At 59.6% G+C, this 21,835-nt stretch carries 22 protein-coding genes; 7 read left to right on the top strand and 15 right to left on the bottom strand.

The genetic code is table 11. The annotated features are described in order from the left end of the window. The first annotated feature begins 33 nt into the window (after positions 1–33). Positions 34–603: an elongation factor P gene (locus tag QFX16_RS19180; protein ID WP_028619992.1), complete on the top strand. Its 570-nt coding sequence runs from the start codon at positions 34–36 to the stop codon at positions 601–603. Positions 604–669: 66 nt separating this feature from the next. Here the strand turns inward: QFX16_RS19180 and QFX16_RS19175 are convergent, their stop codons facing one another. From QFX16_RS19175 to QFX16_RS19160, 4 genes are all read right to left on the bottom strand, one after another. Next, positions 670–1,683: an alpha/beta hydrolase gene (locus QFX16_RS19175; protein WP_283180925.1), complete on the bottom strand. Its 1,014-nt coding sequence runs from the start codon at positions 1,681–1,683 to the stop codon at positions 670–672. A gap of 34 nt (positions 1,684–1,717) precedes the next feature. After that, entirely contained in the window at positions 1,718–2,137 is a 420-nt protein-coding gene (locus tag QFX16_RS19170) for an organic hydroperoxide resistance protein (RefSeq protein ID WP_111449024.1), read from the bottom strand. A 352-nt stretch (positions 2,138–2,489) separates the two neighbouring features. Continuing rightward, positions 2,490–2,951, bottom strand: a complete 462-nt coding sequence (locus QFX16_RS19165) for a MarR family winged helix-turn-helix transcriptional regulator (RefSeq protein ID WP_283184604.1) — start codon at positions 2,949–2,951, stop codon at positions 2,490–2,492. A gap of 69 nt (positions 2,952–3,020) precedes the next feature. Beyond that, positions 3,021–3,977, bottom strand: a complete 957-nt coding sequence (locus QFX16_RS19160; RefSeq protein ID WP_283180924.1) for a LysR family transcriptional regulator — start codon at positions 3,975–3,977, stop codon at positions 3,021–3,023. A 112-nt stretch (positions 3,978–4,089) separates the two neighbouring features. On the opposite strand from QFX16_RS19160, the gene QFX16_RS19155 reads away from it, so the two are divergent. Next, positions 4,090–4,839 carry a sulfite exporter TauE/SafE family protein gene (locus QFX16_RS19155; RefSeq protein ID WP_283180923.1) on the top strand — a complete coding sequence of 250 codons (750 nt, stop codon included), beginning with the start codon at positions 4,090–4,092 and terminating at the stop codon, positions 4,837–4,839. Here the strand turns inward: QFX16_RS19155 and QFX16_RS19150 are convergent. Continuing rightward, positions 4,829–5,683 (bottom strand): LysR substrate-binding domain-containing protein, encoded by an 855-nt coding sequence (locus tag QFX16_RS19150; RefSeq protein ID WP_283180922.1) that lies wholly within the window; start codon positions 5,681–5,683, stop codon positions 4,829–4,831. The genes QFX16_RS19155 and QFX16_RS19150 overlap by 11 nt on opposite strands. A gap of 95 nt (positions 5,684–5,778) precedes the next feature. Here QFX16_RS19150 and QFX16_RS19145 point away from each other — a divergent pair, with 95 nt between their 5' ends. Both QFX16_RS19145 and QFX16_RS19140 read left to right on the top strand, forming a co-directional pair. Further along, positions 5,779–5,994, top strand: a complete 216-nt coding sequence (locus QFX16_RS19145) for a DUF1127 domain-containing protein (RefSeq protein ID WP_074878333.1) — start codon at positions 5,779–5,781, stop codon at positions 5,992–5,994. A gap of 64 nt (positions 5,995–6,058) precedes the next feature. After that, positions 6,059–7,288 carry a winged helix-turn-helix domain-containing protein gene (locus QFX16_RS19140; protein ID WP_283180921.1) on the top strand — a complete coding sequence of 410 codons (1,230 nt, stop codon included), beginning with the start codon at positions 6,059–6,061 and terminating at the stop codon, positions 7,286–7,288. Positions 7,289–7,401: 113 nt separating this feature from the next. On the opposite strand, the gene QFX16_RS19135 is transcribed toward QFX16_RS19140, so the two are convergent. Next, on the bottom strand, positions 7,402–8,748 hold the full coding sequence (locus QFX16_RS19135) for a class II 3-deoxy-7-phosphoheptulonate synthase (protein WP_008031425.1): 1,347 nt from the start codon (positions 8,746–8,748) through the stop codon (positions 7,402–7,404). 149 nt (positions 8,749–8,897) lie between these two features. Here QFX16_RS19135 and QFX16_RS19130 point away from each other — a divergent pair, with 149 nt between their 5' ends. Next, positions 8,898–9,653 (top strand): spermidine synthase, encoded by a 756-nt coding sequence (locus QFX16_RS19130; protein WP_046047519.1) that lies wholly within the window; start codon positions 8,898–8,900, stop codon positions 9,651–9,653. Between the two features lie 111 nt (positions 9,654–9,764). On the opposite strand, the gene QFX16_RS19125 is transcribed toward QFX16_RS19130, so the two are convergent. Next, positions 9,765–10,556, bottom strand: a complete 792-nt coding sequence (locus tag QFX16_RS19125) for a crotonase/enoyl-CoA hydratase family protein (RefSeq protein ID WP_283180920.1) — start codon at positions 10,554–10,556, stop codon at positions 9,765–9,767. A 432-nt stretch (positions 10,557–10,988) separates the two neighbouring features. Between QFX16_RS19125 and QFX16_RS19120 the strand changes: the two genes are divergently transcribed. Beyond that, positions 10,989–12,662, top strand: coding sequence for a DEAD/DEAH box helicase (locus QFX16_RS19120; protein WP_283180919.1), 1,674 nt, complete (start codon positions 10,989–10,991; stop codon positions 12,660–12,662). 221 nt (positions 12,663–12,883) lie between these two features. Here QFX16_RS19120 and QFX16_RS19115 read toward each other — a convergent pair whose 3' ends face one another. The 8 genes from QFX16_RS19115 to minC form a co-directional block, all read right to left on the bottom strand. After that, a complete protein-coding gene (locus QFX16_RS19115) occupies positions 12,884–15,037 on the bottom strand; it encodes a mechanosensitive ion channel family protein (protein WP_283180918.1) in 2,154 nt (717 codons plus the stop codon). Positions 15,038–15,115: 78 nt separating this feature from the next. Next, a complete protein-coding gene (locus QFX16_RS19110; protein ID WP_283180917.1) occupies positions 15,116–15,292 on the bottom strand; it encodes a hypothetical protein in 177 nt (58 codons plus the stop codon). Between the two features lie 140 nt (positions 15,293–15,432). Beyond that, positions 15,433–16,722, bottom strand: coding sequence for a M18 family aminopeptidase (locus QFX16_RS19105; protein ID WP_283180916.1), 1,290 nt, complete (start codon positions 16,720–16,722; stop codon positions 15,433–15,435). A 75-nt stretch (positions 16,723–16,797) separates the two neighbouring features. Further along, the gene (locus QFX16_RS19100; RefSeq protein ID WP_283180915.1) at positions 16,798–17,901 is read right to left on the bottom strand and encodes a hypothetical protein; all 1,104 of its coding nucleotides are present in this window, start codon (positions 17,899–17,901) and stop codon (positions 16,798–16,800) included. A gap of 33 nt (positions 17,902–17,934) precedes the next feature. After that, on the bottom strand, positions 17,935–18,570 hold the full coding sequence (locus QFX16_RS19095; protein WP_008146175.1) for an RluA family pseudouridine synthase: 636 nt from the start codon (positions 18,568–18,570) through the stop codon (positions 17,935–17,937). 181 nt (positions 18,571–18,751) lie between these two features. Beyond that, the gene (minE, locus tag QFX16_RS19090; RefSeq protein WP_007898843.1) at positions 18,752–19,006 is read right to left on the bottom strand and encodes a cell division topological specificity factor MinE; all 255 of its coding nucleotides are present in this window, start codon (positions 19,004–19,006) and stop codon (positions 18,752–18,754) included. Continuing rightward, on the bottom strand, positions 19,006–19,818 hold the full coding sequence (gene minD / locus QFX16_RS19085; protein WP_283180914.1) for a septum site-determining protein MinD: 813 nt from the start codon (positions 19,816–19,818) through the stop codon (positions 19,006–19,008). Before minD ends, minE begins: the two co-directional genes overlap by 1 nt. Positions 19,819–20,019: 201 nt before the next feature. Further along, positions 20,020–20,757, bottom strand: coding sequence for a septum site-determining protein MinC (gene minC / locus QFX16_RS19080; protein ID WP_283180913.1), 738 nt, complete (start codon positions 20,755–20,757; stop codon positions 20,020–20,022). Between the two features lie 118 nt (positions 20,758–20,875). Between minC and QFX16_RS19075 the strand changes: the two genes are divergently transcribed. After that, a complete protein-coding gene (locus tag QFX16_RS19075) occupies positions 20,876–21,808 on the top strand; it encodes a lipid A biosynthesis lauroyl acyltransferase (RefSeq protein WP_283180912.1) in 933 nt (310 codons plus the stop codon). The last annotated feature ends 27 nt before the right edge of the window (positions 21,809–21,835 follow it).

Below are 21,835 nucleotides of genomic sequence, written 5' to 3'. Positions count from 1 at the left end.
TTTGTAAATCCCATCCAAATTCGGATATTCGCAATGAAAACTGGTAAAGAACTGAAACCCGGTACCGTGATCCGTCTCGAAAACGATCCTTGGCTGGTTCAGAAAGCTGAATTCACCAAGTCTGGTCGTAACAGCGCGATCATGAAGACCAAGCTGAAAAACCTGCTGACCGGTTACAAGACCGAGATCGTTTACAGCGCCGACGACAAGCTGGACGACGTAATCCTCGACCGCAAAGAAGCGACCCTGTCCTTCATCAGCGGCGACACCTACACGTTCATGGACACCACCGACTACACCATGTACGAGCTGAACGCTGAAGACATCGAAGCTGTTCTGCCTTTCGTTGAAGAAGGCATGACCGATGTTTGCGAAGCGATCTTCTTCGAAGAGCGTCTGGTTTCCGTAGAACTGCCGACCACCATCGTGCGCGTAGTTGACTACACCGAAGGTTCGGCTCGCGGCGACACTTCCGGCAAGGTGATGAAGCCTGCCAAGCTGAGCAACGGAACTGAGCTGCAAGTTGCTGACTTCATCGAAATCGGTGACAAGATCGAGATCGATACCCGCGAAGGCGGTTCCTACAAAGGCCGTGCTAAATAAGCACTGCTTCAGGAATGAAAAAGCCCGACCATTGAGTCGGGCTTTTTTGTACCTGCGATTTACCGCTTATTTGAGGTGTTGCTTGAGTTCTTCGGACGCCTGCAACATCGCCGAGCGCACCGCCGGCACCTGGCTCACCACGTTAAGCAAACCATAGTCGTGGATCATGCCGTTGTAGCGCACGGCGGTGACCGGCACCCCAGCCTCGTCGAGTTTGCGGGCGTAGGCTTCACCTTCATCGCGCAACACGTCGGCGCTGGCGGTCTGCACCAGGGCAGGTGGCAGGCCCTTGAGTTGCGCAGTGGTCGCCCGCAGCGGCGACGCGTAGATTTCGTTACGCTGTTTGGCGTCGGTGGTGTAGTTGTCCCAGAACCACTTCATCATGTTTTTGGTGAGGAAGTGCCCCTCGGCAAACTGGTTGTAGGACGCCGTCTCGAAGCTGGCGTCAGTCACCGGCCACAGCAGAACTTGGAATTTGATCGCCGGCGTGCCCTTGTCTTTGGCCATCAGCGCAACCACTGCCGCCATGTTGCCGCCGACGCTGTTGCCGGCCACGGCCAGACGTTTGCCGTCGACGTTGATCTCTTTACCGTGCTCGGCCACCCATTTGGTTGCGGCGTAAGCCTGGTTGATCGCCACCGGGTAATGCGCTTCCGGTGACGGGGTGTAATTGACGAACACCGCCGCCGCCCCCGAACCGGTAACCAAGTCCCGAACCAGACGTTCGTGGGTCGGGAAATCCCCCAGCACCCAGCCACCGCCGTGGAAAAACATGAACACTGGCAGCGGACCTTTGACCCCGGCCGGCCGGACGATCGTCAGGCTGAGCGGTTGGCCGTCGACTTGAATGGTCTTCTCACTGACGTCCGCTTTGGGCAGCGTCAGTTTCACCCCGGCCTGCGCGCCGACCAGCACGGCGCGGGCATCGGCAGGGCTGAGTTGTTCCATCGGTGTGCCGGTGCCAGCGTTCAGAACGTCGAGGAACGCTTGGGTGTTGTGTTCAACACCCTCACCAGCGAACGCGCTGTTAATGGACAAGGTGAGGAGGGTGCCGGTCAAGGCTTTACTGAAAGTGATCATGTTCGTTTCCTGGTTCGGGCCTGGGAATCAGCGGTTAGACGGTGACGTGCAGGCGCACATCGACGTTGCCACGGGTGGCGTTGGAGTACGGGCAGACCTGATGTGCGGCGTCGACCAGGCTTTGTGCGTCGGCCTGTTCAAGCCCCGGCAAGCTTATGTGCAGGTCGATGTCGAGGCCGAAACCACCAGGGATCTGGCCGATGCCGACATGGGCGGTGATCGAAGCGTCGTCCGGAATTTTGCGTTTGGTCTGGCTGGCCACGAATTTCAGCGCTCCGATGAAGCAGGCGGAGTAACCGGCTGCGAACAGTTGCTCAGGGTTGGTCGCTGCGCCGCCAGCGCCGCCAAGTTCTTTTGGGGTGGCGAGTTTGACGTCGAGGATGTTGTCGCTGGAAACCGCACGACCGTCACGGCCGCCAGTGGAAGTTGCGATAGCGGTGTAGAGAGTTTGCATGGTGTGAGCCTCATTCGGAATTGGGTGTTTTGCGCTAAATGTTTGCGCGCTAAGTAAGTGCGAGGTAAATGTATCTCGCTAATATTTAGCGCGCAATATAAATTTTCTTAAAAAGCTTTGGCCGGGTTTTTGGCGGGCGATGCGAAGGGCTGAGCTAGAGCTGTCGAGGCGGGATTTTCAGGACTAAAAATTTTTCGGAGAGGGGCGAACGTGGCTGGAAGGGGCACCACAAAACCAATGTGGGAGCGAGCCTGCTCGCGATAGCGGTGTATCAGTCGACATCAATGTTTGAATGTCAGACGGCTATCGCGAGCAGGCTCGCTCCCACAGGGGATCTAGGTTGATTTGAATATCAGAGGCTACCTTGCAGGTTGCTACGCAGCGTTTGCAGTTCAGCTTGCAGTTTCTGCAGCCTCTCCAGCGTCATCCCGCTGGCGCCGAGAATGCACTGGGGAATACCGCGCGCCCGTTCCCGCAATGCACGACCCTGTTCGGTGAGTTCGACAATCACCACTCGCTCGTCTTCACGGCTGCGGGTGCGGCTGAGTAAACCTTCGACTTCCAGGCGTTTAAGCAACGGCGTCAATGAGCCAGGATCAGTCAGCAGGCGCGTGCTGATTTCGCCTACGGTCAAACCGTCCTGTTCCCACAACACCATCATCGCCAGGTATTGCGGATAGGTCAGGCCCAGCGCTTGCAAGAGCGGCTTATAAACCTTGGTCATCAGCAGCGAGGTGGAGTGCAGGGCGAAGCAGGCCTGATTATCCAGCAGCAGGTCATCGCAGTTATCGGGGGTGTTGCGCTCGGTGGTCATTTCGAAGCCTTGATCAGTGATCGTCATAAATCTAGCGGGCGAATCTTTAATGCACCAGACAATTCTAGCCTAGTGCCGGTCGAGGGTACTTTGCAGCGCCAGATCCCACGGCGGGATTGGGCTGAAGCGGGTTTTCAGGTATTCCAGCAACAAGCGACTGCGGGGATTGGGTTGTTGCTCAAGGCGCAAGGCATAAATGCCGGTCGTTTCCGGTGGTGGCAGGCCGTGTTCGCAGAACAGCGGATGCAGTTCACCGCGTAACAGGTATTCGCTGGTCAACCAGGTTGGCAAGTGGGCGATACCCAGCCCGGCCAATGCACCGCAGACCAGCGCCTCGGCATTGTTGGCACTCATGCGGATGCGCGCCGGGCGGTGCAAGTGCATCTGCCCGTCCCGCTCGAAACGCCAGGCGAACGGCGGGGCCAGGCCATCCCAGTCGAGGCCATCATGCTCAATCAGCTGTGCCGGATCGGTCGGCACACCACGCCGTTGCAAATACTCAGGGCTGGCACAGGCAATGCGCACCATGCTCGCCAGCGGCGTGGCCACCAGCCGGGTATCGGCCATTTGCCCGGCGCGCAGCACCAGATCGACCTTGCCCAGATTCAAACCCTGCATGTCGACGAAGCTGTCGATCAGGTGCAGTTGCACGTCGAGGCCGGGGTAGAGCATCAGAAAGTCGGCAATCACTGGCGCCAGATGCCGCCGTCCGAACGCTGCCGGTGCATCGATCCGAATCAAGCCTTCCGGTGCGCTGCTCAAGGATACCGCCTCAGCCCGAGCCAGCCGCAGTTCAGCCACGATACGCCGTGCGCGTTCGGCAAAAGCCAGACCTGCCGGGGTTGCGCGCACCGCGTGGGTGCTGCGAATAAACAATTGGCTGCCGACGGCGTTTTCCAGGCTGTCGATGCGCCGCGCCACTGCCGAAGGAGTCAGCGGGTGTCGGCGGGACGCGGCGGAAAAACTTCCGGTTTCCAGCACGTCGAGGAACAGATCCAGTTGTTCGGTCAATTGATTGGGGTTCATGGTGTTGTCAGCGCTTGTGCGAAGTTGGCAAAGCCATTGTGCGTTGCTGTGCGTTTCCCCGCCAGCGTCGACTGCGTAGGATGAATAGCCTGACGTGAAGGGAAAATCGCCTGTGATTGAGTTTTTGATGTACCTGGTGTTTGGCGCCGCCCTGGGAACCCTCGGTGGGTTATTCGGCATTGGCGGTGGTTTGATTGCGATCCCGCTGTTGGGCCTGTTGTTCGGCCTTGATCAGCAAATTGCCCAGGGCACGGCGCTGGTCATGGTGGTACCCAACGTGATGCTGGCGCTGTGGCGTTATCACCAGCGTAATCGCATTGAATTGCGCCACGCGCTGCCATTGGCCTCGATGGGGTTCTGTTTTGCCTGGATCGGTTCGATCTGGGCGGTGGGCATTGATGCGCAAACCATGCGCGTGGGATTTGTCGCGTTCCTGATTGCCCTGTCGGCCTACAACCTGGTGCGAATGTTCGCCGCCAACGCGCCGGCATCTGCGCAGATGAATTACTCATGGCCATGGCTGGGCGTGCTCGGTGCTGCCTCCGGCACCATGGGCGGGTTATTTGGCGTGGGCGGGGCGGTGGTGGCAACGCCGGTGCTGACCAGTCTGTTCGGCACCAGTCAGGTGGTTGCGCAGGGTTTGTCGCTGGCGCTGGCACTGCCGAGCACGGGTGTCACGCTGGTGACTTACGCGGTGCACCATCAGGTGGACTGGATGATCGGCCTGCCCTTGGCGGTCGGTGGCCTGATGAGCATCAGCTGGGGCGTGAGGATCGCTCACGCACTGCCGGAGCGACTGTTGCGCGGGTTGTTCTGTGGGTTCCTGGTGCTCTGCGCGGTGATGCTCGCCCTTAAAGTTTGAAGCCTTCGACGATGTGTTCGGCCAGGCACTCAGTGATCGGCGACGGGTTGTGCAGGTTGCGCACCAGCATGATGCTAGCCTCTGGCAGAATCGGCAGGTCCTCGGCCTCACCGAGAATGCGCATGTCGGGCGTGATCAGGCTTTCGAGTTGCGCGGTGACAGCCAGTCCGGCGCTGACCACCGCCATGATCGCCGACAGGCTGTCGCTGTTGTACGCCACGCGGTAATCGCGCCCCATGGCGTCCAGCGCATTACAGGCCCATAAGCGGCAGAAACAATCACTGTTGAACATCGCCAGTGGCAGCGGCGTTTGCTCATGGGCGCTGAAGCATTGCGCCTCGGCCCAGACAAAATGCTCCTTGCGCAATAATTGGCCGATCTCGTTGCCCGGTTCGCGGGTGACGATGGTCAAGTCCAGGTCCTGGCGCAGCAGCAATTGTTTTGATGATTCGCAGTGCACTTCGATCTGGATCAGCGGATACGTCTGGGCAAATCGCCGCAGAATCCCCGGCAAAAAACGCATCACGTAATCGTCCGGCGTGCCAATGCGGACCATGCCGACCATGTGCGGCTCGCGCAACGTATTGAACACCTCACTGTGCAGCTTGAGGATGCGCCGGGCATAGCCGAGCAACACCTGACCCTCAGCCGTCAACCGCACCTGCCGTCCGTCGCGCTGGAACAATTGACGCTGCAACACATCCTCTTCCAGCCGCTTCATCTGCATGCTCACGGCGGACTGAGTGCGGTTGACCAACTCGCCAGCGCGGGTAAAACCGCCCTGGTCGGCGATGGCGACAAAGGTACGCAGCACTTCGGTATCGATACTCGGGTAGGCAGACATTCATCAATCTCCGAGATGTATTACATAAGAAACATTCGTTGGATTGATCTTAGCCCCGGCGCGACACTTGAGCCACCCAAACGGAGGGCAACAAGATGAAAGGTCAAAAAGGTTATGTCGACGTAGAAAAACACTCGGTGCACCTGATCTCCGATTTGCTGCACAAATTCAATCGCTGGTACGAACTGCACCGTGAACGTGAAATGTTGGCGGGCATGAGTGATGAAGCGTTGAAGGACATCGGACTCAGTCGTGCGGATGTCGAGCACGAAGCCATCCGCCCATTCTGGGATGACCCGATGCACAAATGAGTCATACACAACTACACAAACCGTCTCCCGGTGAGGTAGGTTGCGAGCAGACAAGGAGATGCTCATGCCCGCAACACTGTCCTTTTCCATCAAACAGGCTCGGCGTCTGGCGCTGGCCGCCCAAGGGTTCAACGGGCGCCAGCCGCCAGCGGCGATCAAACCGGTTCAGCTCAATCGTCTGATTGAACGGCTGGGCATTCTGCAGATCGATTCGGTCAATGCATTGGTGCGTTCGCACTACCTTCCCTTGTTTTCCCGCCTCGGCAATTACTCATCCGACTTGCTCGACCAGGCTGCCTGGAGTTCGGGTCGGCGACGTACGCTCTTCGAATATTGGGGGCATGAAGCCTCGTTGCTGCCCTTGTCGATGTACCCGTTGATGCGCTGGCGCATGCTGCGCGCGACCCGTGGTGAAGATATCTACCAGCAATTGGCACGTTTCGGTCAGGAGCGGCAGGACACGATACGCCGGGTGCTGGCCTCGGTTCAGGAACTGGGCGCGCTGGGTGCCGGAAGTCTGTCGACCCGTCAGGAACGGGCAGGTCCCTGGTGGGACTGGAGCGCGGAAAAGCATGCGCTGGAATGGTTGTTCGCCGCCGGTGAAGTGACCGTGGCCGGGCGACGCGGGTTCGAGCGGCTTTATGATCTGCCGGAGCGGGTGATTCCTTCGGCGATTCTTGCGCAGCCGTTGCTGAGTGAGGCCGAGGCCCTGCGCGGCCTGTTGCTGCATGCCGCGAGTGCCTTGGGTGTGGCGACTGAAAAGGATCTGCGGGATTATTTTCGTCTGAGTCCCGGTGATGCCCGTCCGCGCTTGGCGGAACTGGTGGAGGCGGGTGAATTGTTTAGCTGTGAAGTCCAGGGCTGGCGGCAGCCCGCTTACTGTCTGCCTGAGCCCAAAGTGCCGCGCAAGGTCGAAGCCAGCGCCTTGCTTTCACCCTTCGACTCACTGATCTGGGAGCGCAGTCGCACCGAGCGCCTGTTCGATTTCCGCTATCGGCTGGAGATTTATACGCCGCAGGACAAGCGGGTCTACGGCTATTACGTGTTGCCGTTTTTACACAATGAGCGGATTGCCGCGCGGGTGGATCTGCGCGCCGAGCGGGCGTTGGGCAGGCTGGCGGTGCACGCTGTGCATGAGGAAGAGCCGGGGCTGGATGAGGAGGGGATGCTGGCGTTGGCGGTCAATCTGCGGCGAATGGCGGATTGGTTGGGGCTTGAGCGGGTTCAGTTGAATTGCCCGCGGGCGAGTGCGGGGCGGTTGCGGGTGGCATTGGCCAGTATTGGCGGTGACTGAGCTGACGCCTTCGCGAGCAGGCTCGCTCCCACAGGATTAGCGCCAGACACATAATGTGTGATCGACGCCGGCCATTGTGGGAGCGAGCCTGCTCGCGAAGGGCGCGACGCGGTTTAGCGCCGAACCTGCTTCAGGGTCTCGGCAATCAAAAACGCCAACTCCAGCGACTGATCAGCATTCATCCGCGGATCGCAATGGGTGTGATACCGATCCGACAACCCGTCTTCGGTAATCGGTCGCGCGCCACCAATGCACTCGGTGACATTCTGCCCGGTCATCTCGATGTGGATGCCGCCGGCATACGTGCCTTCCGCTTCGTGAACCTGGAAGAACTGCTTCACTTCGCCAAGGATCTGCGCAAAATCGCGGGTCTTGTAGCCGCTGCTGGCCTTGATGGTGTTGCCGTGCATCGGGTCGGAACTCCAGAGCACCTGCTTGCCTTCGCGTTGCACGGCACGGATCAGTTGCGGCAGATGATCGCCGACCTTGTTCGCACCCATCCGCGCAATCAGGTTCAGACGACCCGGATCGTTGTCCGGGTTGAGCACGTCGATCAGGCGAATCAGGTCTTCGGGGTTCATGCTCGGGCCGACTTTGACCCCGATCGGATTGTTCACGCCACGCAGGAACTCGACGTGAGCACCGTCGAGCTGACGGGTACGGTCGCCGATCCACAGCATGTGCGCCGAGCAATCGTAGTAATCGTTGGTCAGGCTGTCGCGACGTACGAAGGCTTCTTCGTAGTTCAGCAGGAGCGCTTCGTGGGCGGTGAAGAAACTGGTTTCGCGCAGTTGCGGCGAGCTGTCCATGCCGCAGGCGCGCATGAATGCCAGGGTTTCATCAATGCGATCCGCGAGGTGGCTGTATTTTTCCGCCAGCGCCGAGTTGGCGATGAAGTCCAGGTTCCACTTGTGCACCTGATGCAGGTCGGCAAAACCGCCTTGGGCGAAGGCGCGCAGCAGGTTCAGGGTCGCGGTGGACTGGTGGTAGGACTGGAGCAAGCGCTCCGGGTCCGGCACACGGCTTTTTTCATCGAAACCGATGCCGTTGACGATATCGCCACGGTAGGCCGGCAGGGTGACGCCGTCGATGGTTTCGTCGTTGGCCGAACGCGGTTTGGCGAACTGCCCGGCCATGCGCCCGACCTTGACCACCGGGCAACCGGCAGCGAAGGTCATGACGATCGCCATTTGCAGCAGGACTTTAAAGGTGTCGCGAATTTTCGCGGCGGAGAACTCGGCGAAGCTTTCGGCGCAGTCGCCGCCCTGCAGCAGAAACGCGCGGCCCTGGGTCACTTCGGCAAACTGACGGCGCAACTCCCGGGCTTCACCGGCAAACACCAGCGGCGGATAACTGGCCAGCGTTTGCTCGACGTGCAGCAAATGCGCCGCGTCGGGGTAATGGGGTTGTTGCTGGATCGGCAGGGCGCGCCAGCTGTCAGGGCTCCAGGGTTGGCTCATCACGGTCTCTAGTGTTTTACGCTCGGACTGTCATGTTATCAGCAATTAGTGCGTGACCTGTTCCCGTCGCTTCGCGGACAATCGCGCTTTTGCCGCGCCACTCCGCGGTTTTAGTACGTTGCCGGGCACGGCGACGATCAGGAGACGAAATGACTGAGGAGCGCGTCGAGCATCTGCTCGCCGAGGTACAGGATGAGTTCGGCGTGATTCGCGTGCTGGAAGTGGCCGATTACCGTTTTCTCGAGTTCGGTGATGCCATCGAGCAGAGCTGCGTGTTCACGGCTGACCCGAGCTGGCTCGAATACGATTACACCCGGGCGATGCTGATTGGCGCGTTGTGCCACGAGCAGCCGGAAAGCGCGCTGTTCCTCGGCCTCGGAGCCGGCACCTTGACTCAGGCCTGCCTCAAGTTCCTGCCGCTGGAAGACGTCGAAGCCATCGAGCTGCGTCCCGACGTACCGCGCCTGGCCATTGAATACCTTGGGCTGGATGACGATCCGCGGCTGTATATCCGGGTGGGTGATGCGCTGGAACTGCTCGATACCGCTGAGCCGGCGGATCTGATTTTCGTCGACCTCTATACCGATGTCGGGCCGGGTGTCGGGCATCTGGCGTGGAATTTCCTGGAAAACTGTCAAAAACGCCTGAATCCGGGTGGTTGGCTGGTGATCAATCAGTGGGCCACCGATGATGGCAAACCGTTGGGCGCCGCATTGTTTCGCGGGCTCTATCACCGGCATTACTGGGAACTGCCGGTGAAGGAGGGCAATGTGATTCTGCTCGTGCCTTCGGAGCTGGATCAGGAACTGGACATGGACGGCTTGATCGCCCGCGCTGAAGGGCTGGCGCCGCGCTTGGGGTATTCGTTGCAGTCGTTGATCAAGGCAATCCGCCCGGCTACATAAGTCGTTGTCTGTGCGGGCCTCTTCGCGAGCAGGCTCGCTCCCACATGGAATCGCGGTTCAAATGTGGGAGCGAGCCTGCTCGCGAAGAGGCCCTAACAGCCAATACATCCCTCAAAGCCCTTTGAAAACGCCGGGCCGCTTCTCGATCATCGACCGCACACCTTCCTTGGCATCCTCACTGGCCAGCAACTTCTTTACCAGCGACGGCAAACCCCGCGCCGCCGCTGTTTCCCCTTCATAACGCGCCTGCCTTGCAGACATGAGCGTCGCCTGAACCCCAAGCGGCGCCTGCCGGGCAATCCGCTCGGCCAACTCCATCGCCCGTGGCAGCAGATCCTCGCTGGCCATGACTTCCTGCACCAACCCCAAGTGCAACGCCTCATGGGCATCGAACTCATCGCCGGTCAGCAGCCAGCGCATGGCATTGCCCCAGCCAGCGATCTGATGCAGGCGCAACGTGGCGCCGCCGAACGGGAAGATCCCGCGTTGCACTTCTTTCTGGGCGAAGCGGGTGTTGCTGGCGCACAGGTTGATATCGGCGGCCAGCATCAATTCGATCCCGATGGTCAGGCAGTAGCCTTGTGCGGCGACAATCACCGGTTTGCTCACTCTGGGGCCGGCGAAAACACCCCATGGATCGCAGCCGCCGGGCGGTGCCTGCCAGCCTTCGGCCAGGGCCGCACTGGCACTGACCAGATCCAGCCCTGCGGTGAAATGCTCACCATGGCCGAATACCACCGCCACCCGCGCCTCGCTGTCGGCCTCGAACTCGCCATAAGCCAGGCTCAGTTCGTTGAGCAGGTCGAGATCGAAGGCGTTGCGTTTGGCCACCCGATCCAGGCCAATCATCAGGACATGACCGTGCCGTTCACGGCTCACACGACTGGAGAAGGGCTGATTCATGGTGCATTTCCTCGGGCGGGAAGGGGCGGGAAGGGGTATGTGAGACGGCAGGTCTGCGTCACAAGGGTGAACCGTTTTAGCGCGATCGTCAGCAGGGCTGGGCCTTGGAAAAATAGACCGTTGCCCGATTATCCGCAAAGCGTGTGACAGAACGCTGTACACGGCAGTTTTCCGACAAATAAAGCTCCCTTTTTGAGCGAATTCCGGTATAGTGCGCGCCGGCCTTTAACCGGGCCGCGTTTAGGTAGCGCAATTCCCCGAAGTCAGCTTCGGCTGCACGTCCGCACAGCGGACTCTCCCTTGACGAATCTTTTTCATTCATTCGTTTTCGCAAATCCCCGCCGACAAAGCAGCCAGGGCGACTCTTGAGTCTTACACGGCATGCGCAGCTTTGGAGCATGGGTCTTTGCGGATGCACTTAGAGGCAGACCCATGACCCAGGAAACCGGCGGCTTCGCCGCTTTTAATCTTAATCCGAATATTCTTGCAGCCGTCATCGCGACTGGCTACGAAGAGCCTTCGGCTATTCAGCATCAATCGATCCCGATCATCATGGCCGGTCACGACATGATTGGTCAGGCGCAAACCGGTACGGGTAAAACCGCTGCGTTCGCCCTGCCTATCCTGCATCGCATCGATCCTGCTAAGCGCGAGCCGCAAGCCCTGATCCTGGCGCCAACCCGTGAGTTGGCGCTGCAAGTAGCAACCGCTTTCGAAACCTACGCCAAGCAAATGCCGGGCGTTACCGTTGTGGCCGTTTACGGCGGCGCCCCTATGGGTCCACAACTGAAAGCAATCCGTAATGGCGCACAGATCGTTGTCGCCACTCCGGGCCGTCTGTGCGACCACCTGCGTCGCGACGAAAAAGTTCTGTCGACCGTGAACCACCTGGTTCTCGACGAAGCGGACGAAATGCTCAAACTGGGTTTCATGGACGACCTCGAAGTTATCTTCAAGGCCTTGCCTCCAACCCGTCAGACCGTATTGTTCTCGGCCACCTTGCCGCAGTCGATCCGTGCCATTGCCGAACGCCATCTGCGCGATCCGCAACACGTGAAGATCCAGACCAAGACTCAGACCGTTACCGCGATCGAACAGGCTCACCTGTTGGTTCACGCTGACCAGAAGACCTCGGCTGTATTGAGCCTGCTGGAAGTTGAAGACTTCGATGCCCTGATCATGTTCGTGCGCACCAAGCAAGCGACCCTGGACCTGGCCAGTGCCCTGGAAGCCAAAGGCTACAAAGCCGCTGCGCTGAACGGTGACATTGCTCAGAACCAACGTGAGCGCGTGATCGAATCCCTCAAGGATGGCCGTCTGGACATCGTTGTGGCGACCGACGTTGCTGCTCGTGGTCTGGACGTTCCGCGTATCACTCACGTGTTCAACGTTGACATGCCGTACGACCCAGAGTCCTACGTTCACCGAATCGGCCGTACCGGCCGTGCCGGTCGCGAAGGTCGTGCACTGCTGCTGGTGACTCCGCGTGAGCGCCGCATGCTGCAAGTGATCGAGCGTGTAACCGGTCAGAAAGTTGCCGAAGTTCGCCTGCCGGACGCTCAGGCCGTTCTCGATGCCCGCATCAAGAAACTGACCAACAGCCTGTCGCCGCTGGTGGCTGATGCCGAATCGACTCATGGTGAGCTGCTGGATCGCCTGACCGCTGACATCGGTTGCACTCCGCGTGCACTGGCCGCTGCTCTGCTACGCAAGGCTACCAACGCTCAGGCGTTGACCCTGGCTGCCATCGAGAAAGAACGTCCACTGGTGCCGAATAACGCACCGCGTGGCGATCGTCCAGAGCGTACCGGTGATCGTCCGGACCGTGGTGATCGTGAGCGTCGTGCTCCGGTTGCATTGGCTGAAGGTCGTGCTCGTTGCCGTACCGCGCTGGGCGCGCGTGATGGTATCGCTGCCAAGAACCTGCTGGGCGCTATCCTCAATGAGGGTGGCCTGGCTCGTGAAGCAATCGGTCGCATCCAGGTACGTGACAGCTTCAGCCTCGTTGAGCTGCCGGAAGATGGTCTGGAAAAACTCCTGACCAAACTGAAGGACACTCGCGTTGCCGGTAAGCAGTTGAAGCTGCGTCGCTATCGCGAAGATTGATCCGCTCTCGGGCTGATTGATCAAACATAAAAAATCCCCGACAGGTTCGGGGATTTTTTTTGCCTGCCGTTTGTAGCAGCTGTCGAGCCTGCGAGGCTGCGTTCGGCGGCGTAGCCGTCGTGAAATCAGACACCGCGGTGTTTCAGGCACACTGTGCTTGCAGGTTTTACGACTGCTTCGCAGCCGAACGCAGCCTCGCAGGCTCGGCAGCTGCTACAGATTTAGTCCGTCACTTGGCCGCCACCCGCCGTGATCACTTGCACGCTCATGCGTGGCGTCGCCAGATCGAGCCCGGCTTCGTCCAGGTGTCGCTTGAGGGACAGGTTGAACGCTCGGGACACTTCCCACTGCTTGATCGGCGCGGTCTTGAACCGGGCGCGAAGAATTGCGTTGCCCGACTCGAAACTCTCGACACCCTGAATCTCCAGTGGCGACCAGATGTTGCGCCGTTGCAGTGGATCAGTGCGCATCTTCTGGCCGACGTCGCGCATCAGTTTGATCGCGTTATCGATGTCCATGTTGGAAGGTATCGCCACCCGGAAAATCGCGTAGCCGAATTCCCGGGAGTAGTTCTTGATGCTTTTGATTTCGCTGAACGGAATGGTGTGGACGATGCCGTCAATGTCCCGCAGGCGCACGGTACGAATGGTCAGCCCTTCGACGGTGCCCAGGTGGCCGCCAACGTCCACGTAGTCGTCGATGGCCAGCGAGTCTTCGATGATGATGAACAGCCCGGTGATCAGGTCCGCCACCAGTGACTGTGCACCGAAACCGATGGCCAGACCGATCACGCCGGCACCGGCCAGCAATGGCGTGACGTTCATGCCCATGTTTGCCAGGGCGACGATCAGCGCAACGATGAAGATCGCCACGAACAATACGTTGCGGATCAGCGGCATCATCGTCTGTGCGCGGGCATTTGCCAGGCCTTTGCGCGAGCGGGTGAGGGCGTGGTGCACGGCGGTGTCGCTGAGAATCCAGATCAGCCAGGCAAAAATCAGCGTGCCGCCGAGGCTGAACAGTTTGACGCTGACTTCATGGCCTTCGCCTTCGGTGAAGCGGATCAGCGACATGCCCCAGACCCGCAGGCCGAGTTCGATGAACGCCAGCCACACCACCAAGTGGGCGAGTGTGTAGAAGAAGCTTTTCAGGCGATCCGAATACAGTGCATGACGCTTCACGCTGCGCTGTGGCTTGAGTGAATGGCGGCGCACCAAGCCGTTGATGACCATGCACAACACCAGCAGCACGGTGCAGATCAGCGACTGACGCAGTGCGGTGCTGGTATCGCCGGCCGAGACGAACGTGGCGAACAGGGAGATACCCACCAGCACCAGCGCCGGCATGTACCAGAAGGTCCCGAGAATCTCGATCGTGTCGCTGAGGGCGCGGCGGGTCAGGCGTCGGGACAGCGGTTGGTTGCGGATCAAGTGGGCGATGGGGCGACGGAACCGCAGGATGAACAGCCCGGTGGACAATGCCGCCAGTACATTGGCGACAGTTGCGGCGGTGTGCGCCAGATGACTGCCAAGGCTTTCGACCAGTCGCGGATCGCTCAAGGCTTCACCGAAGGCGGCGAAACTGCCGATCAGCCACAGCGGCCGAAAGGCTTGGTGCCGCAGGATGTACAAAGCGCGGTGGCGGTGTGGGCCGTCGAGCAGCGAAAAGGCGATCACGCAGATCGCCGAAAAACAGGTGCCAACCACCAGTGCATAAGCCAGCACCATGGCCAGGCTTTTGCCCAGTGACGAGGGCAGGGCGTAGCTCATGTAGACCGTCATGACCAAAGCAATCAGCCACGGCCCGAGTTTGCGCAGGGCGAAGCGCAACATGTCCAGGGCCTTGGGGTGCTGCGGCAGTTCTTCGGTCAGGCCAAAGCGCATCCGCACCCGGTGGCTGACCCAGATCAGCGCGGCGGCCAGCAAGCTCCAGACCATCAGGATCATGGCAAAGGCAAAGATGATCGGCAGCCATTCATTGGCCGGCAGCACCAGCGCTGTCAGTTCATCCTCAGCCAGTTTGAACTCTTCGGACCAGCGAGTGAGAGGGCTGTCCGCGCCTGAAAATTGTTTTTCGAAACTGGCCAGGGTGCCACCGATCAGTCCCAGGACGCCTACTTCGGTGACCGGCTGGGCCTTTTTGGTGACATCGCGCAGCTTCTTCAAATCCGCCAGCAATTGGGTGCGTTGCTGATCGTTCTCCAGCGACTTGATGACTTCGTCCAGGGATTGCCCCAAGGGCTCTTGCGCCTCTGGCTGTTTTGCCGAGCTGTTGAGCAGGCCAGGCAAGCCGGCCGCTTGGGCGGGCGCCATCGGCAGCAGCGTCACGAGGCAGACAAGGAACAAACACGGCAGGGCAAAAAGACGAGCGAACACTAGGCGGTCAACCTCGGGATGAGCGGATCGACCGAGTGTACGAGCCCGTCAAAATCAATGCGAGCCAGGGGGGAGGATTTATTCGTTGAGTTTGGCGAGGATCTTGAAAATCACGGTGGCGAGGATCGTCAACATGCCGATCCACATCGCGAATACGCCGACGTTCTTGTCACGAAAATTGAAGCCGATTGCCAGCATGGTCATCCCGGCAAGAATCGGAATCAGCATGGCGTGGAACGAAGACAACGAGATCATGAGCGACTGCCTTGTCGAAAGGGGTAGTTGAAGTCTAGGTGGCTTTTGGGCGATGGGTGGTGAACACCTGTTGGAGCATGACTTGCCAGCGATGGCGTCCTTAAGACCTCTATCGCTGGCAAGCCATGCTCCTACACGGATTACGGCAGCTCGCTGCAGGCGTAAAACGCGCTCAGCACTTTGACCAAGTGCGCCAGATCATGGCTGCCGCACAGTTCACGGATCGAGTGCATGGCGAAGGTTGGCAGGCCGATGTCTACGGTGCGCACGCCCAGGTGGCTGGCGGTGATCGGGCCGATGGTCGAGCCGCAACCCATGTCGCTGCGCACCACGAAGCTCTGCACCGGCACTTCTTCGGCCATGCACAGGTGGCGGAAGAACCCGGCGGTTTCGCTGTTGGTGGCGTAGCGCTGGTTGCTGTTGACCTTGATCACCGGGCCGGCGTTGAGTTTCGGGCCGTGATTGGCATCGTGCTTGTCGGCGTAGTTGGGGTGCACCCCGTGGGCGTTGTCAGCCGAGACCAGCAGGGATTTCTGAATGGTGCGCACGAACTCATCACCTTCAGGCAGCAGGCGACGCAGCGTCTGCTCCAGCATCGGGCCGTCGGCGCCGCAGGCCGAGCAGGAACCGACTTCTTCGTGATCGTTACAGACCAGCACGCAGGTTTCGTCGGTTTCGGTGGTCAGCAAGGCTTGAAGGCCGGCATAGCACGACAGCAGGTTGTCCAGGCGCGCCCCGGCAATGAAATCGCCATGCAGGCCGATGACCGCAGCGCTTTGGGTGTCGTAGAAGCTCAGCTCATAGTCGAGCACCACGTCGGCGTTCAAACCATGTTCGCGGGCGAGTTGATCGGTGAGCACGGCGCGGAAGTCCACGCGCTCGTCACCGGCAAATTGCGCAAGGATCGGCGGCAGTTCGGTCTGGGCGTTGATCGCCCAGCCCATGTTGGCTTCACGGTTCAGGTGAATGGCCAGGTTCGGGATGATGGCGATCGGCGCCTTGAAGTCGACCAGCTGGCTCTCGACCTTGCCGTCACGGCGGAAGGTCACGCGGCCGGCCAGGGACAGGTCGCGGTCGAACCATGGCGCCAGCAGTGCGCCGCCATAGACTTCGACACCCAGCTGCCAGAAGCCCTGACGTTGCAGTTCCGGCTGGGGTTTGACCCGCAGGCACGGGCTGTCGGTGTGCGCGCCAACCAGGCGAATGCCGCCGTGCAGGGGCGAATGACGGCCCATCTTGAGCGCGACGATCGAAGAGTCGTTACGGGTGACGTAGTAACGACCGTTGGCTTCGGTGGTCCATGGCTCGCGCTCGTCAAGGCGTTGATAGCCCGCCGCTTCCAGGCGCTGAACAAGGCTGGCGGTGGCATGGAATGGGGTAGGGGAGGCCTTGAGGAAATCGATCAGGCCTTGGTTCAACTCTTCGCGCATAAGTAGCTCCAGACAGCAATGGCGCAAGTTTAACGTATTGGTCGGGGGCTTTGGGCTTGACGTGATCCGCTCACGTCAGCTCGCAGCCTCGACCCGATTTTTCAGGTACTTCATGATGATCCGCTCATCCTCGGGCTTTTCGGGCCGGGGCAGTTGCACGGGCCAGCCCTGCTTCGTTTCCAGCAGCTTTTTCTGACGGCTGCGCTCCCAACGAAGAATCTCCCGCGAGGCACTTTCCCACCACTCGTGGCGGCAAGCTGTGTAGTACGGGTGATCGGGTGCCGCGCTGCCGTAAAGCAGATCGCGTCCGACCTTTCTCAGCGGGCCGCTCTGGTGACGCAGCTTCCATTTTATTTTCAGCCGCTGCCAGGCCGAAGGGAAGGGTTTCGTGCGCGGCACATCACGGCACAGTTCGACCAGGCTCTGACTGAACGCCTCGCCATGCCGAGAGAAGAAAAGCGCCTGCATCACGTGGAAAAAGCGTTTATCCGCAAAGTAGTGATAGATGTACTTTTTGGCTTCACCCACAGGCTTGCCGTGCAGGGCGAACGACAGGGCGATCTGCTCGATGGTGTGAATATCGAAGCCGTCGCGGGTCCATTCGTCGATGAATCGGATGGCCGCTTCGAACAGCGCCGTGTCGCGGTCAGTCACGCCGCACACGCCACTGTTGAACAGCTTGAAACCGTTATCCGCGGTGACGCCATGAGCGCGCAGGCAACCGCCGAGCTTCACATAGTCGGGGCGTTCGTGGACGTCTTTCCAGTCGTATTCGAACCGGTCCATCAGATAGTGCCCGGGTTCAATCCGATCAAAGATCTGCATCGGGTCGCGGGTGAACAAGGTGTCGGTGTCGACGAACAAGGTCTTTTGCGCCAGCGTCAGCCCATAGGCAATCGCGCAGGCCTTGCGACGATGGTGATAGCCGTTTTCGCCTTGCCACAGGGTCAGGGTTTGCTGGGGCAGGGTAACGGTTTCCACTGGCCAGCCGGCATAGTCCTGCGGGCGATCCGTAAGGATTCTGATGCTCGGCAGCTTGCCGTTCCTGGCGTGGGACAGCGCGGTCAAAATGCTGAACTTGGCTTCCCGCCGGTACACGTCATGGTCGCCGTAGATCAGGTAAAGCAGCTGGTGTCGGGTTTTTTCGACGGGTGTCGCCAGGAAATCAGTACAACTCATCCGGATTAATATCCTTTCTCTAAAGCGGCGTGCTTAAAACGGTGCCGGACACTCGAAGCGCAAGCGTTCGCCGCTTTGCGGGTGAGTGAAGCTGAGCATGCTCGCGTGCAGGCATAACCGTGGCCAGGCGGCCAGTGCTTGCTCGTGGGCATACAGCCCGTCACCCAGCAGTGGGTGGCCGATGGAAAGCATGTGCACGCGCAACTGATGGGAGCGGCCGGTGATCGGCGTCAATTCGACACGACACCAGTCGCCGCAACGCTCCAGTACGCGCCAGAAGGTCAGGGCGTGTTTGCCGAATTCATGGTCCACCACATGGCGTGGCTTGGTCGGCGGGTCGTAGCGCAAGGGCAGATCGATGCTGCCACTGTCCAGTTCCGGTTGTCCCCAGCACAGGGCGGTGTAGGCCTTTTCAGTTTCGCGGTCATGAAATTGCCGAGACAGCTCGCGATGAGTGTCCGGGTCACGGGCCAACAGAATAATGCCGGAGGTTTCCCAGTCCAGACGGTGGACGATTCGCGCTTCCGGGTAGCCGTTCTCTTGCAGGCGGGTAATCAGGCAGTCCTTGTTGTCATCGGCCCGCCCAGGGACGGAGAGCAGCAGGGTCGGTTTGTTCACCACCAGTACGGCGGCGTCCTGATGGATGATGCGGATGTTGGACAGCGGCATTGAAACAGCCTCGTAACAAACGCCAACGGCGGCTCAGGCCCCCACACTCTGTAGGAGCGAAGCTTGCTCGCGAACGCATCACCTCGATCTATCAGATACACCGAGTTGCCTGCTTCGCGAGCAAGCTTCGCTCCTACGAAGTGCCAGTAGGCCTGAGCCGCCGTGGCTCCTGTCTGATCGACTAGCGATCTGGCAGGGTGATATTGAGTTCCAGAATCGAGCAGCTGCCCTGGTTTTCCAGAGCGACGTGCACGTCATCGGACCCGATATTGACGTACTTGCGGATGACCTCGACCAATTCCTTCTGCAAGGCTGGCAGGTAGTCCGGTGTACTGCGTTGGCCGCGTTCGTGCGCCACGATGATCTGCAGACGCTCTTTCGCTACCGACGCGGTGCTGACCTTTTTGCTGGCACGAAAGAAGTCAAAAAGATTCATTATCTACCTCCAAACAGGCGCTCGAAGAATCCCTTCTTCGTTACATCGAGAAAACGATGCTCCACGTTTTTGCCCAGCAGACGATCGACCGCATCGCTGTATGCCTGACCGGCATCGCTCTGGTCGTCGAGAATCACCGGCACGCCCGAGTTGGAAGCTTTGAGTACCGCTTGGGATTCCGGAATGACACCCAGCAGGGCGACCGCCAGAATATCTTTGACGTCTTCGACGCCGAGCATCTCGCCGTCACTGACTCGTTGCGGGTTGTAGCGGGTCAGCAGCAGGTGTTCCTTGATCGGGTCTTCGCCCTTTTCCGCACGGCGCGATTTGCTGGCCAGCAGGCCGAGCATGCGGTCCGAGTCACGAACCGAGGACACTTCCGGGTTGGTCACGATAATCGCTTCGTCTGCGAAGTACATGGCCAGGTGGGCGCCTTTTTCGATGCCGGCCGGAGAGTCGCAGACCACGTACTCGAAGTCTTCTTTCAACGCCATCAACACTTTTTCCACGCCTTCCACAGTCAGCGCGTCTTTGTCGCGGGTCTGACTGGCGGCCAGTACGTAGAGGTTTTCCAGACGCTTGTCTTTGATCAGGGCTTGTTGCAGGTTGGCTTCGCCGTTCACTACGTTGACGAAGTCATACACCACGCGGCGCTCGCAACCCATGATCAGATCGAGGTTACGCAAACCGACGTCGAAGTCGACGATAACTGTTTTGTGACCGCGCAGTGCGAGGCCGGTACCGATAGCAGCACTGGTGGTGGTCTTACCCACACCACCCTTGCCGGATGTAACCACGAGAATCTTGGCCAAGGTGTTTCACCCCTAAGGAAAAAGGACATTTAGCCCCTGAAAAACATCTCTAGAAAAACTACTGCAGTCGGACAGCCTTGGCTGGAATTCGGTCCAGAACGGCGCTTACCTCGGGTAAACACTGCTTATGGCCTTTTTCCTACTTCGTTTGAGCCGTTTTCGCTACGTTTTAGAGATGTTTGGAAAATGCGGCAGTATCCGTTAAAGCCGAATGATGTTCAACACATCGCCCGACAGGCTGACCTGTACGCCCGCGCCCCACAAAGGGTCGCGACGCAGATCCTCCGAAACTTTGTAGTGGCCTGCGATGGAGACCAGTTCAGCGCTCATTTGCTGACAGAAAATCCTGGCTTTCGTGTCGCCTTTGACGCCGGCCAACACTCGACCACGCATCGGGCCGTATACATGGATGTTTCCGTCGGCGAGAAGTTCCGCCCCCGGGCTGACCGACGAGATCACCACCAGATCGCAGCCCTGGGCATAAATCTGCTGCCCACCACGTACTGGCGAGGTGATGATCTTCGTTGGCTTGATAGTCGGCTCCGGCGGTTTTTCCGGTTTTTTCTTGACCTGGCCTTCGAGCGGGTCCAACGGACGCTCACGGGCGCCGGACGGTGGCAACACCGGCAGGTCGACCGCAATGGCCGCGGCGATGTCTTCAATGCGGCTGGCACGGATCGCTAGGGTGCGCAGGCCATGCTGGCGGCAGACACGCATCAGGCCCGGCAGATCGACCGCGCCTTCGCTGGCCGGGAGTTTGTCCAGGGCCAGCACCAATGGCGCGTTACTGAAGAAGTTAGGCGCCTGGGCAACCTTGGCGGCCAGTTGACGATCGAGGTTATCGAGGTCGTTACGGGCCAGTTCCAGCACCGTAATGGCGAGCATGCTGCCTTTCAGCTGGAACACGGGATCTTGGTCTAGCGGTTCGGTTTGGCTCATGGTCGGCATACAACGACTTGTCACTAAAAGTGCCGAGACTTATAACGAGAACGCCCGCGAGCCGCAAGCCGGGTCGAACGATGTAGAATGCGCGGCCATTGTCTTTCCGGAACCTTTAATGGATCGCCCGCGTTTTCGAACAGCATTTCTTTCTCCGCGTTTCTGGCCGCTGTGGTGTGGCTTGGGGCTGTTGTGGCTGATTGTCCAGTTGCCGTATCCGGCGTTGCTGTCGATCGGTCGCGCCTTGGGTGCATTGATGTATCGAGTAGCGGGCGACAGACGGCGCATTGCCAAGCGCAATCTCGAACTGTGTTTCCCTGAAAAAACCGCTGCCGAACGCAAGCGCCTGCTCAAGGAAAACTTCGCCTCAACGGGCATCGCGTTTTTCGAAATGGCCATGAGCTGGTGGTGGTCGCGCGAGCGTCTGGCGAAGTTGGCCCATGTCGAAGGGTTGGAGCATCTGAAAAAAGCCCAGCGTGACGGCAAAGGCGTGATCCTGATGGCCGTTCATTTCACCACGCTGGAAATCGGCGCGGCGTTGCTCGGCCAGCAGCACACCATTGATGGCATGTACCGCGAACACAAGAACTCGCTGTTCGATTACATCCAGCGAAATGGTCGCGAGCGGCATAACCTCGACTCATTGGCCGTGGAGCGTGACGACGTGCGCGGCATGCTCAAATTGCTGCGCGCAGGCCGGGCAATCTGGTACGCACCGGATCAGGACTATGGCGCCAAGCAAAGTATCTTCGTGCCGCTGTTCGGGATTCAGGCCGCGACCGTCACCGCCACCAGCAAGTTTGCGCGGTTGGGCAAGGCGCTGGTGGTGCCGTTCACTCAGGAACGTCTGGCGGATGGCAGCGGTTATCGACTGGTGATTCATGCACCGCTCGAAGGTTTCCCCGGCGAAACCGAAGAAGCCGATTGCCTGCGGATCAACCAATGGATCGAAGGCGTCCTGCGCGAATGTCCGGAGCAATACCTTTGGGCTCATCGTCGCTTCAAGAGCCGTCCCCCGGGTGAGCCGAAGCTGTACGCAAAACGCGGTTGAACCACCGTCCTTATAAGCACCATGGAG

The sequence above is a fragment of the Pseudomonas svalbardensis genome, assembly GCF_030053115.1.
Lineage (GTDB): Bacteria > Pseudomonadota > Gammaproteobacteria > Pseudomonadales > Pseudomonadaceae > Aquipseudomonas > Aquipseudomonas svalbardensis.
The sequence above is the reverse complement of the archived record's forward strand: the minus strand, read 5'-3'. Positions and strand labels throughout refer to the sequence as shown.